The 12538-nt window shown below is 43.8% G+C and carries 15 protein-coding genes; 2 read left to right on the top strand and 13 right to left on the bottom strand.

All coding sequences use genetic code 11. From position 1 onward, the window contains the following. Positions 1-4 precede the first annotated feature (4 nt). The 7 genes from recO to LRM47_RS03520 are packed head-to-tail and all read right to left on the bottom strand — an operon-like array spanning position 5 to position 4818. Positions 5-685 (bottom strand): DNA repair protein RecO, encoded by a 681-nt coding sequence (gene recO, locus LRM47_RS03550; protein WP_243822814.1) that lies wholly within the window; start codon positions 683-685, stop codon positions 5-7. Further along, positions 669-1040 (bottom strand): response regulator transcription factor, encoded by a 372-nt coding sequence (locus LRM47_RS03545; RefSeq protein ID WP_243822813.1) that lies wholly within the window; start codon positions 1038-1040, stop codon positions 669-671. Before LRM47_RS03545 ends, recO begins: the two co-directional genes overlap by 17 nt. Then, positions 1037-1753: a sensor histidine kinase gene (locus tag LRM47_RS03540; protein WP_243822812.1), complete on the bottom strand. Its 717-nt coding sequence runs from the start codon at positions 1751-1753 to the stop codon at positions 1037-1039. Before LRM47_RS03540 ends, LRM47_RS03545 begins: the two co-directional genes overlap by 4 nt. A gap of 35 nt (positions 1754-1788) precedes the next feature. Next, entirely contained in the window at positions 1789-2448 is a 660-nt protein-coding gene (locus LRM47_RS03535; protein ID WP_243822811.1) for a hypothetical protein, read from the bottom strand. Between the two features lie 40 nt (positions 2449-2488). Next, entirely contained in the window at positions 2489-2677 is a 189-nt protein-coding gene (locus LRM47_RS03530) for an exodeoxyribonuclease VII small subunit (protein ID WP_129637104.1), read from the bottom strand. Continuing rightward, positions 2667-3767: an exodeoxyribonuclease VII large subunit gene (gene xseA, locus LRM47_RS03525; protein WP_243822810.1), complete on the bottom strand. Its 1101-nt coding sequence runs from the start codon at positions 3765-3767 to the stop codon at positions 2667-2669. The genes LRM47_RS03530 and xseA overlap by 11 nt, the downstream gene beginning before the upstream one ends. After that, a complete protein-coding gene (locus LRM47_RS03520) occupies positions 3751-4818 on the bottom strand; it encodes a lysylphosphatidylglycerol synthase transmembrane domain-containing protein (RefSeq protein ID WP_178143240.1) in 1068 nt (355 codons plus the stop codon). The genes xseA and LRM47_RS03520 overlap by 17 nt, the downstream gene beginning before the upstream one ends. A 38-nt stretch (positions 4819-4856) precedes the next feature. On the opposite strand from LRM47_RS03520, the gene LRM47_RS03515 reads away from it, so the two are divergent. Together LRM47_RS03515 and LRM47_RS03510 are read left to right on the top strand one after the other, a co-directional pair. Next, positions 4857-6050 (top strand): TRM11 family SAM-dependent methyltransferase, encoded by a 1194-nt coding sequence (locus LRM47_RS03515; protein ID WP_243822809.1) that lies wholly within the window; start codon positions 4857-4859, stop codon positions 6048-6050. A gap of 63 nt (positions 6051-6113) precedes the next feature. Further along, positions 6114-6386, top strand: coding sequence for a 50S ribosomal protein L27 (locus LRM47_RS03510; RefSeq protein ID WP_129632482.1), 273 nt, complete (start codon positions 6114-6116; stop codon positions 6384-6386). A 58-nt stretch (positions 6387-6444) separates the two neighbouring features. Here LRM47_RS03510 and LRM47_RS03505 read toward each other — a convergent pair whose 3' ends face one another. The 6 genes from LRM47_RS03505 to ftsE all read right to left on the bottom strand — a co-directional run bounded on the left by LRM47_RS03505 (position 6445) and on the right by ftsE (position 12534). Beyond that, the gene (locus LRM47_RS03505; RefSeq protein WP_243822808.1) at positions 6445-7944 is read right to left on the bottom strand and encodes a hypothetical protein; all 1500 of its coding nucleotides are present in this window, start codon (positions 7942-7944) and stop codon (positions 6445-6447) included. 77 nt (positions 7945-8021) lie between these two features. Further along, positions 8022-8405, bottom strand: coding sequence for a response regulator (locus LRM47_RS03500; RefSeq protein WP_129632476.1), 384 nt, complete (start codon positions 8403-8405; stop codon positions 8022-8024). Positions 8406-8446: 41 nt separating this feature from the next. Then, the gene (locus tag LRM47_RS03495; RefSeq protein WP_243812518.1) at positions 8447-9622 is read right to left on the bottom strand and encodes a S41 family peptidase; all 1176 of its coding nucleotides are present in this window, start codon (positions 9620-9622) and stop codon (positions 8447-8449) included. A gap of 63 nt (positions 9623-9685) precedes the next feature. Then, entirely contained in the window at positions 9686-10825 is a 1140-nt protein-coding gene (locus tag LRM47_RS03490; protein ID WP_243812519.1) for a CHAP domain-containing protein, read from the bottom strand. A gap of 42 nt (positions 10826-10867) precedes the next feature. Beyond that, positions 10868-11851 (bottom strand): cell division protein FtsX, encoded by a 984-nt coding sequence (locus LRM47_RS03485; RefSeq protein ID WP_243812520.1) that lies wholly within the window; start codon positions 11849-11851, stop codon positions 10868-10870. Then, entirely contained in the window at positions 11851-12534 is a 684-nt protein-coding gene (gene ftsE, locus LRM47_RS03480; RefSeq protein ID WP_129744749.1) for a cell division ATP-binding protein FtsE, read from the bottom strand. The genes LRM47_RS03485 and ftsE overlap by 1 nt, the downstream gene beginning before the upstream one ends. Positions 12535-12538: the final 4 nt, after the last annotated feature.

Below are 12538 nucleotides of genomic sequence, written 5' to 3'. Positions count from 1 at the left end.
AATTTTACACCGCGGCGTGCTGCCTGGCGGCCAACCAACAATCGTTTATAACCTCAGTTATTCCGCCAATTTGCGCCACATTCGCGAGCGGTTTTGCCTGAATTAACCTTAACAATTTAATTGCGTCTGCGCCCAAATCGCCCTGCTCTGCCAATTTCAAACCTTTTTCCGCGCTATCGTACATATATTTTTTATCAGGAAGCAGCGCCGCAGTCGTTACGTCCGTTCGAAGATTCAGCTCATCTCCCAGCAAACTCGCGTATTGCAAATAAAACCACGTTTCAATCAATTTTTGGTTTATCGCGGGATTATTCAATTGCTCTAAAACTTGACTCAGCACATAATACCACTCTGGTTCGTCAATATTTTCACTCGCCGCAGAGACCAGTTTCATCACCGAATACGCAAATTGCATCCGATCGTAATCTTCCAAAATATGCCGATAAAAAGCCGACAATCGAGCGGAAGTTAATAGCCCCAAATCGCCCCGACCAGAGCGAATAACCACATCACAAATCGCGAATAATTCAATTCCGCCCGCCAATTTACTACGCTCGCGTCGCACACCTTTGGCAATCACACTGCGTCGACCTTTTGGCGTTAATAATTGCAAAACTCGGTCAGCTTCGGCGTAATTCGTTCGCCTCAAAACAATTGCCTTTACTCGTTCACTCTGCCCCGTCATTTAGAACCTCGCGAAAAATCGCCCGCGCCTCATTCGGACGCATCGACGTTTTATTCAAAATCGCCTTCACGCCAAGCGGACGCAAATCGTCCATTTTAACGTCGATATTCGTACAAACCACAATCGGCAAACTTGCCAAATCCGCGTACGATCGCAGTTCATTCAACAGAGCAATCGCCGTTTCTCCCGCCAACAACATATCCAAAATTAAAGCATCGGGTTGCCAATCGTCAATAATTTCAATCGCCTGACCACCAGAAACCGCCACTCGACATTCCGCGCCGACATCCGCGGCAAACTTGCCCAGAATATCCGCCCAATTCTTATCGTCCTCAACAATTAACAGTTTTTTCATATCAAGCTCAACTGCCGACTAATTGGCATTTCTACATAAAAAGTCAGTCCATCACGGTGACGGATCAGACCGATTCGCCCGTTCATCGCCCGCGCAAATTGATTCGCCACGTAAATCCCCAGCCCGCTACTTTCCGGCCTTGTTCGCACGGTTTTTCGCGTTTCCATTTCATCAAGCAAAAGCTGATATTCCTTCAAACTCATCATCGGTCCAAAATCCCGCACGCTCATTCTCACGGCATCTTTTGTCGCCTTAACCGAAACCTTAACTTCCGACCCGTCCTCCGTATACGCCAGCGCGTTATTCAAAAAATTCGCTAAAATTCGCCCCAAAAGTGTTCGGTTCGCTAATATCAATTGACTATTTCGACCGCTCTTAGGCCAGCTAACTTTTCGTCCGTAAAGCATTGCGTTGAACTTCGTTTCCATCGCTACTTGCTGACATAAAGCCAACGGATTGACCGGTTCAAGCGGAAATAACGACGGCGTTAAATTAGCTGAATTTGCCAAATCAATCGTAAGTTGCAATGCTTGCTCAGAAGTCCGAATAATTCGTTGCTGGATCTGAGTTTTATCGGCAGAACTGGTTAAATCGTCGTCCAGCAATAATGCCAATTGTCTAATCAAAGCCAGCGGCGTTTTCAGCTCATGTGCCGCCACCAAAACGCTCGGCAATCCCCCAAAATCAGCATCACTCCACTCTTTACCTGCCATACAATTCTAGTATAGCAAATATGTGCTGGGTTTTTCTATTCAGAGATTTTTACAGTGCTCAATATAGTCTGGAAATCTGGCTTAAATGTATCTGCGTCGGTTGAAAAACGAATAGTTTTATCGCGAACTTTCATCAAAACCACAGAGCCGCGCAATTCTTTCTCAAACGTACCGTCAATCCGAGTCGCTGATATTCCGTTAAACTCGGTACTACTTGAGGTCAATTCACCCTTCTTTAGTCGCGATTGATACTCATTCAGCACCGTATCCATATTCTTATTGATAATCTCTAGCCTCAGCGCAAACCGACTATTTTTATTAGTTGTCGAAGGAACTGAAATAGGGTGAAGATAAGCTTTGTAATCGCCCCTGTCGCTGCCGTCATTCCCTACATATACACTCCAAGTCTTTGGATACATGAACGATACTCGACCATATTCAGCAGGACCAACAAATTCAATACGCGGGTTTTTTGCTTCTTCAGAAAATTTCTTCTGGTCTGATTCGGCTTGTTCACTCTTCCCCTTAGCAACTTCAATCGCAACTTTACTATCAACGCTGCTTTTTTCTCGGGAGTATTGCATGTACGCCCAAATTGCCAAAGATCCAGCAATCAAAAACAGTATCAGACAGCCGATTGTGCCGACCATCCAGCCATTAACTGAGCCACGCTCACTCTTATCTCTCGTCATCATATTGTAAAGTATAGCTTATGCTTTAATTGATGTAAAGATCTTACTCAGCGTTGAAATCCTCACTAAGAACCTCGATATCATGTCGCATATCTTCCAGAGTGGCAGTAATTTTTTTTGATAACTCTCTCGCCTCAATAAATCTCTGTTTCGCCTCATCCAGATTAAAATCATCGCCTTGAAACCACGCGATTCGCTCGTTCAATTCAGCCATCATTTGCTCAATCGTCATATCGTTGTTCACTATTCTCAATCCTCGCTTTCATAATTATATCTTTTGTTGTAATCTCTACAATATTACCAATCTGTAAATCGCCCTTGATCATTGCATAGCCACGACGCAGCGCCATTTCCGGATCATACTCAGCGATGACTTTTTGTTGCGACAATGTTGCATTTACAGCCGTATCCACACGACTTGACCACTGTTTTAGCGCTTCTTTTTGCAACATTGTTGCATTAAGCGATTGCTCTTCGATAGCTCTACAAATTGAATCTTTCGCGTCAATTAGCCTGTAATGCAAATGCCGAACCACTTCTCGCTTATCAGGAAACAGCAATTGCGCAGCGTTACTCGGCGTGGCTGCGCGAACGTCCGCCGCCAAATCGCACAAACTCTCATCAATCTCATGACCAATTCCAGTCATCGTTGGAATGCGACTACTCGCCACCGCCCGTACTAGTTTTTCATCGTTAAAACTCGCCAAGTCTTCCGCACTGCCACCGCCACGAATCAAAACAATTACATCTGGAGATTCTGACATTTGATTAAAATATGAGATTGCTCGAACAGCTTGATCTGCGGCATTCACGCCCTGTACATTAACGTTGGCGACCACGAATTTCACGCCGCCCCAACGTTCGCTAGAAATCTTCATAAAGTCAGCATACCCCGCCGCTTTCGTGCTGGAAATAACAGCCACCCTCTGAGGATATTGCGGTAATGGACGCTTTCTTTCAGAATTAAACAAACCCTCAACTGTCAATTTTTGCTTCAAAAGCTCAAAACTTCGCTTCAAACTTCCCTTGCCTAATGGGCGAATTTCTTGAACGTTCAAGCTAAAGGCGCCATTATCCCTAAGTGCCGGCATTGCCCGAACAACGACCTTCATCCCATCTTCAATTGGCGTGCGTAAATTGCTAAAACCAACAAAGCACCGAACCAGCCCATCGTCATCCTTCAGATCGAAAAAAGCGTATTTCGGAGGATAAGACTTGAGGCCAGAAACTTCACCCTCAACTTCAACCATCCCAGCAAAAGCCACGTCAAAAGTTTGATTGACAACTGCTATGAAATTGCTAACGCTAAATCTGGGAATCATCTGGCTTGCCGTATTTAATCAGTGCGTGTTGATAGAAAATATAGCCAAAGATAATCGTGCCAGTAAGTAAAATTGCTCGCGTCAAAATTATTCCAGCAATCGCCAAATCCGGCGGAGTGCCTGCCATGCTTAAGAAAATGATCATAATGGTTTCATAAACGCCCGTCCCTCCAGGCGTAAACACGACAATCGCTGCCAATCCCGCCACGCCATATCCAACCATCAGAATCGCCGGATTAACAAAAACACCCAGAGATAGAAACGCCACGGCAAACATCGCCACATCAAAAACAGTATAAACAGTTCCCCAAATCATCGGTTTTATTAGAAGTTTCGGATGATTGGACAAATCTTGAAAATCGTCCTGCATGTCAACAAAAAACTCTTCGACTTTCTTCGACTTCATCACTCGTCGCTTCTTGCCCAAGGTTGCAATTTTTACCAACGTATTGATGAATTTAGACAATTTAGCAGCAGTCATTTGCATACGTCGCTTTGACGAAAACACGAAAATCAGACCAAACGTCAGCGCCAAAACCACGATAATCAGCAAAAAGCTAGCGGCAACGATATAACGATTAACCTTACCGTCAATAGCCAGCGCCAACACAGCAATCACCAACAAAACCAAAAGCGACAAAAATCCCGTGACGTAACGAATCACCTGCGCAAATGTCGAACGCGCCGAACTCACGCCAAGCTTATGCATTCGCCACGTCGTATACGAAATCCCACTAACTCCACCCGACGGAAAAATATGATTGACCAAATTAAGCTCCAGCGCAATCCTCGTCTGCTCCAGCCTGGAAATATGATGAATCAGATTCTTCTCTCTTAAATACGAAAAAATCATCTCGCCGCCAGCGAAGTACACGATAATTTGGAATGGCAACAATAAGAATAATAGCCATAAATCCGCATGCAGAAACAAATTCCACGCCTTCACTAGCTCATGCCGAGATAGAAAAATTATTATTGCCAAAACCGCCAACGTCAAAACGCTCATAATGGCTCGTGGCGATTTCAACAGTTGCAACACCTTCGGTAACATAACCTTCATTATACCACGATAAATGTTATAATTACGATATGTTTATAGCTATTCTTGGCCGTCAACCAGAAATCTCTATCGCTGAATTAGAGGCGGTTTACGGTGCTAAAAATGTCCAAAAAATCTCCAACCAAGCCGCCACGGTTAATTGCGACAATTTTTCAATTGACAATCTCGGCGGAACGATTAAATGCGGACAAGTTATCACGAAGATAAAGTCGCAAAAATCGGACCGCAACACCCTGCTCCAGGCGTCAAAAATTATTGTTGAAAAATACACAAAAAACCTTTCAAATAGTCAAAAAAAAATAACCCTCGGAATAAGTTTTTATGGCAATAAAACAGATCCGAGAAACGTCCAAAAAATCGGAATCATCTTAAAAAACAACCTGAAAAAATCTGGCGTCAGTTTGCGCCTAATTCCTAATAAAACCGCTGCGCTGTCCACTGCGACCTCTCACAATAATAAACTCGGCAGGTCTGAGGCGAAAATTGAAATTATCATAGCTAAGAACGTGTACGGAGATTTGATAATCGCTGAAAGTCGTGGCGCTCAAAATATCAATTCGTATACTCAGCGCGACCGCGGACGACCAAAGCGCGACGCCTTCGTGGGAATGCTTCCGCCCAAGCTTGCACAAATTATGATTAACCTGTCTGGCGCAAAACCTGATGATTATCTCTGGGATCCGTTCTGTGGCACAGGAACAGTACTGCAAGAAGCTGCGCTTATCGGCGTGAATGCTTATGGCAGCGATTTGAGCGATAAGATGATATCTTACACGACTGAAAATATGAGCTGGGTGGAAAAAACTTTTTCGACAAACACTTTCTGGCAAGCGCATCAGGCCGATGCCACCTCTGTAAAATTAACAGGTGAACAGAAGAGACAGATTTATCGCGTTGTTTGCGAAACATATTTAGGTCAGCCGTTTTCCGCACCACCCAGCCCAGAAAAACTTCACGAAGTAGTCGGAAATTGTAATCACATAATTAGCGATTTTCTACAAAATATCCACTCGCAAATTCGCCCAGACACGACGCTTTGTATAGCCGTTCCAGCGTGGCAAAATCGCGAAGGTAAATTCACTCATTTGCCTCTGATAAAAAATCTTAAAAAACTTGGATATCAGCAAATTATCGATAAAAACCTCTTATATTACCGTGAAGATCAAGTTGTTGCCAGAGAAATATTGGTATTAAAACCCGCAGATATAGCCAAAACCGCTTGACAACTGGCTTTATTTTCGATAAACTAGAACAGATTGTTTTATAGAAACTATAAGGAGTAAAGAATGTCAAAGGTTAAAGCTGGTGGTTCTAGTAAGAATATCCACAACAATGCTGGTCAACGTCTTGGCGTTAAGCGATTTGGCGGTCAAAAAGTTTCCGCTGGAGAAGTTCTAGTTCGCCAAACTGGTGCCACAAAGATCGCTGGTGACGGCACATACGTTAGCCGCAATTTCACCATCCACGCTGCAAAAGATGGCGTAGTTGGCTTTAAGTCAGTTAAGAAAACTAAGTTTACCGGCAAATCAGAACGCCGAACACAAGTTGTTGTTCTTTAATCGGTAAAAACTTTTTATTAAAATAGCTCCGGTAAACACGGAGTTATTTTAATATTAATCACCTCTCTTGATAATATCCCTCACTCTTAATTCTCTTAATACCGTCTACGATATTCTGACGGTGCCCACTAGCTGTCGACAAATCACTAATAATTTCACCAATCACCTGAGATATATTACTTTTATAGCCGTCGGCTCCCCATCTGTCATTCTGCCACCCCTCAATATAACGTCTTATTCTTATTAATTTATCCAACAAGTTATTAGTTGTATCACCCAGAACTACATTATCCTTACCCATCTGACCTACATACTCAGTTATCTTAACCAGACGCCTACGCTCGTCATCATTTTCAATCTTACTTTTTAGACTCTCCAGAAGACTCTTTATGTTATTCTTAAATTCATTCGCATCCTCAGCCCTAGAATCTTCAAGATTTCTAATTCTATCCGGCTCAGATGTTATCATCTCTGAGATCACAGGATCATTCATTGCTGCTGTTGGATTATATTTAATTAGCCCCCTAAACCGATCCAGCTCTCCAGTTATATATTGAACCTTTGCAAAAAACTTACCATTATTCTCTTCTGTGTCTTTTTCAAAATCATTCATCACAGACTTAAAGTCCTCAAGTAACATGTCTGCATTGGCTTCATTCGTTTCCATCGACTTTTCAACCACTGGGTTTTCAACTGATTTAGCTGCTGGCAAATCTGCTGGAGCAGCGCTTGCCTTATCCGTCTCCACCGGCTTTTTAACTGGTTCGGTTGCTACCAAATCCGCTGGATTAATACCCACCTTATCTATCTCCGCTGGCTTTTTAGCTGACTCAACCGCTGGCGAACCTACTGAGTCATTGACTTTGATCGCCCCAATCGACTCCAGAACTTCTTTAGTCATCCTCAAGGCTGGTGAACCGACGCCAGTCTCATTCGTCTTCACTGGCCCTCTAACTGGCTCGTTGATTTCTACCTTATTCGTTATCGGCTTTTTAATTCCAGTAGCCTCAACAGCCACACTTCCCATTGCAGGACTAACTTCATCCACTAAAGGCTTCTCATGATCAGAGGTATTATCTTCAACCAAGCCATTACTTGGGGTTTCTGCGCCTGAGTCTGAGCCTACCCCTGGAGCCAAAGACTCAATCCTCATACTATCCGGATGTTTCTGCCGCCAAATCTGCTTAGCTTCTTCAATCATTTCCTTGGGAGTTTTTCCGTAAAGATACTTAATATAATCTTCATTTAGACCCTGAATGTCCTCCAACGGCACAAACTCAGTTTTAATATCAGTTCCAACCAGTTTATATGCTTCCATAAGCAGCTTAATTGGACCAATACCCTCCTCAGAATCAGTGTCACACACGACCGACATACCAATAGGATTCCAACCTCTGTCATACTTAACGCCCTCTCCGTCTTGACCACTGCGAATAACGGTTAGTGGACGCCTTGCATTATCTGGATCGGTATCAACAGGAAAAGTCTTAACTGCATAGTCTTCCAATGTTTTTGGTCGTTCTTGTTCGTGGTTCTGTGCTGGTTTTGGTTTTTCCATATATAACTACTTTATATCAAAAAACAAGCAAAAAGTCAACCCCCGTAGAGGATGACTTCTTTTACTCAGCTTAGCTTCTATTGAATGCCCAAATGATGCTTTACGCGAGCCACAACGTCGCCAATTACAACCTGGGATTTCACCAAATAATCATCAACGCCCAAGCTCTCAGCGCGCTCCTTATCCTTTGGTTGGCTAAGCGCCGTCAGCATAATAATCCTCACGTTAGCAGTTTCTGGCGTATTGCGAAGAATGTCCAGGACATCAAAGCCGCTAATTTTTGGCATCATCACATCCAAAAGAATCAAATCTGGACGATATTCAACAGTTGCAGACAGAGCGTCTTCTCCATTGTTGGCTTCCCTAACGTCAAACCCCTCAATCTCCAGCCGCGACCTGTAAACCGCAGACAGAGCCATATCATCCTCAACTAGTAAAATCTTCTTTTTTTGTCCGTTCATACTATCTCCATTTTATGTTGTCCAGCCCAAAAACACAAGCTTTATAACGACTTCGCCTTATCCATCTGCGGATCTACGTTATTATTGACATCGTCCGACGAAAGATCAACTTTTACATCAGGTTCTATACCAGTTTTATCTATATTTTTACCCTTTGGCGTATACCATCTAGCTTCCGTAACCTTCATTTGCGACCCGCCAGGCAGCCCAAGCACAATCTGCACGCTTCCCTTACCGTAACTCTTCTGCCCAACCAGCGTGGCTTTTCCGTATTCACGAAGCGCCCCAGCCGTAATTTCGCTAGCACTGGCGCTATTGCCATTAATAAGTACCACCGTCTTCATATTGCCCAGAATTGGTGTTCCAGTTGTACGCAGCGTTTTAACTATTTCAGAGCCACGACGCTCGGTCATAGCTATTTGATTGTCCAGCCAAATACCCAATAGCCCTTGAGCAGCCCCAACCGTTCCACCAGGATTATTCCGTAAGTCCAAAATTACCTTCTTAACGCCTTTTTCAACAAATTCCGAAGCGTATTTTCTGGACAAGCTTACTGTATCATCGCCAAATCGATTAACTTTCAAAATACCAATCTCTCCATCAATTTCCGACTCTACTGCCGGAGAAACTATATTCTGACGCACAACCGACACCTCGCGCGTTTGACCGCCACTTAATAACGTCAATTTAACAGATGTACCAACTTCTCCACGAATTTTACTCACAACTTTTTCCACTGACCAGTCAGAAGAAGCCTCATCATTCACCTTAACAATTACCTCGCCAGCCTTAATTCCCGCCTTCTGAGCTGGACTGTTTTCCAGAGGTTTTATGATAGTTAGCTTATTATTCCTAAGACCAATCTCCGCACCAATTCCGCCGCCAATTTGCCCACTTAATGACTTGTCAAACTCCTTCGTCTCATCAGGATCCATATACGCCGTATGAGGATCCCCAGCTGCTTCAACTAGCCCACGATTGGCGCCATAAATTAACTTTTGAGTATCCAATTTTCCGTCATAATTAGCAACCAGTTCTTGATATGTTTTTTGAACGCTAGATAAGTCAATCGTCTTATTTGAAGTTCTAACGCCAAATACCGACGCCACGTTAGCAAACAGCGCATCAGAGCGAGCTCCCGCCACAAAGCTAACAATAGCCACAATAACAAGCGTCAAAAACCAACTTAATTGCTGTCTTTTCTCTCCCGTAACCATATACTTATTATACTACAAAACGCCCGTTTAACACGAGCGTTTTTGTATATCACTTTATGCCGATTAGAAGTAAACGTATGTCAATCCTGAAGCTGAGCGTGTGTAATGCCTATATAAACCGTCCCAGGCAAAGTTGTAGTCACTAACAGTAATGGTTCCATCGCCATTGACAGATTCAACATACATAACGTGTCCGTAATATCCAATATTCATCACGGCTGCCGCGCCAGCTTTTGGCGTTGAGCCGCTAGAAATACCATAGCGCGCTGCAGTTGACGGCCACTGATTTGCGTTGCCTGCGCCACCAAAATGCGGGACGTATCGTCCAGTACTATGAATTTTCCAAGCCACGTAGCTCACACACTCACGCGTGTATAGTCCCCATGGATCGACATAAGCGTCAAGTGGAGCACTCGCCCAGGCGCCAGGATAACCGCCGCCGCCAGGTACGCCGCCTGGAATAGAGACATTGCCGCCACCAAGAGCTCGTCGGTTGGCTGCAGCCTGCTCTTCTCGCAACTTCGCCACCTCAGAATTACGTTTCTGAGCTAACGCCGCATAGTTATTCTGATCGTTCTTCGTATCAGTAATCAGTTTCGCCTTCTCAGATTGCTTAGCCGCCATTGCATTGCGCTGCAATTCTTGGTCGCGAAGCGTATTCTCGACAGACTTCTTATTCTCTTCCAACTTTTTCTGCAAAGACTTAATTTCTTTAATCTTATCATTCAATGAAGTTTTCAAAGAATTACGCTGTTCTTGCTTGTCAATGTAATCGCTAATATTTTTTGAGCTAGCAAGCATCTCCAGCGGCGAAATCTGATCATCAACATACAAATCTGCCAAAATCCGCCCCATCGCTTTACGATTGTGCTTAATTAGCTCTTCGTTCTTTTTTATCTGGTCATTAAGGCTATTTATCTTCTTTTGGCTATCAGAAATCTGTGTCTGAATAGCTGATATTTGTCCGTTTATCTTATCAAGTTCCGCCTGCAAACTATCAGCCATCTCACCCAAGCGCGAAGCCTCAGAATTATAGTTGTCTGCTTCTTGTTGCTTTGCCTGAATTTCGGCGTTATAGTCGCGAGCCAATACGTGTGATGCCAAGCCAAAAATGCCCGATCCAGCGAGCAATGCAGACATCGCCACCAGAGACGCTCTGCTGACTAATGACGCCGAAACTGGTGTGGTGGACCGTAGTTTCATACGTCTATGTTAGCATAAGCATAATCAGTATGTCAAGGACTTTTACAACTTAAGGTATTTGCGAGTTGCCACCCAGGATGACGCCACGCCAATTGCCGCACCAACCAGAATCATACTCAAGAAAACCAACACGCCGTACATTTTTAGATGATTCAAAAGATTATCAATAGGAATTCCGTATTTCACCATCGGATCATGCGCAAGGATTAACAGTCCATACCCAACCACCGTTGCGATAATTGCCGCGATAAATCCGTACATTATGGCCTCAACGATAAACGGACCCCTGATGAAACTGCGTTCTGCGCCGATCAACTTCATCATTTCAATCTCGTCCTTGCGGTTGAAAATTGCCATGCGAATGGTATTAAAGACCACAAGCGATGAAATCACCACGAAAACAACTGTAGCGATTGACCCGCCGATACTCGCCAATCTCACCCAATTGCCAACTGTTTTAATAGCCTGCTGGCGTTCACCCGAGAATGACGGCTCCCTGTTAGGGTCTTTATATTTTTTATATAAATCATCAGTTTTAACAAAATTGTTCAATGATTGCTGGTTGTTCAATTCTTTCACGGAAACACGAAGCGTTGCTGACATCTCATTACTAGACTCGCGAATCGCCTCAAGTGTATCTGGATTGTCCTTGTACTGTTCAGCTTGCTTTTCACGCGCTTCTTCCGCGGAAATATACTTAACACTATCGACATTATCTAATTTTTCAATTCGAGATTTAATCGTTTTAATCGTTTTTTCTGGCGTGTCACCCTTTAAGTAAATTGACATATCGGCACGTCTGGAAACGTTTGAAACGGTATCAACCAAAACCTGACGCGCTGATAATGTTATAAACACAATAATCAACGTGACGCTCATCACCGCAGTCGCAGCAATCGTTAGCCAGGCATTACGACTAAAATTATTGATGCCATATCGACACATTCTGACAAACGTCAACCAACCTCGTCGGCGCTGACGTATACGAATAGTTTCTTTATTTTTGTTAGACTTTGATGATTTCATTACTGTTTATAACTCCCTCTCGCCTGATCGGAGGTGATTTTACCATGATCAATTGTAATAACGCGTCGCTTCAATTTGTTGACAATCTCCACGTTGTGAGTCGTCAAAATAACCGTCGTGCCATACTTGTTAATCTTTTCTAGCAAGCGAACAATATCCCAGCTGTGCTTCGGATCCAAGTTTCCAGTCGGCTCATCTGCAATCAGAATCTTCGGCTGGCGCACCACCGCACGCGCAATCGCTACACGCTGACGCTCACCACCAGAAAGCTGATGAGGAAAATGTTTTTCCTTCCCCTTAAGACCAACCAGCTCAATCACCTTCGGCACAGTCGCCTTAATTTCCCGATTTGTCATTCCAGCAATTTCCAGCGCAAACGCCACATTTTCAAACACCGTTCGATTCGGAAGCAACTTAAAATCCTGAAAAACCACGCCAATTTTACGACGCAACAGCGGAATATGCTTGTCCTTCAAATTGTCATAATCAATTCCGCCAACCACAATTTTTCCAGAGCTCGGCTTTTCTTCGCGAGTCAAAAGCTTCAAAAGCGTCGATTTGCCAGCACCCGACGTACCAACAATAATCACAAATTCACCAGCGCCAACATGAATGCTTGCTCGATTCAACGCCGGCTTATTATTTTTTCCGTAGTTCTTCGTTACCCTATCTAACAGAATCATTACT

Source organism: Candidatus Nanosynbacter sp. TM7-076 (assembly GCF_022828325.1).
GTDB lineage: Bacteria > Patescibacteriota > Saccharimonadia > Saccharimonadales > Saccharimonadaceae > Nanosynbacter.
This window is presented reverse-complemented; position numbering and strand designations above follow the sequence as displayed.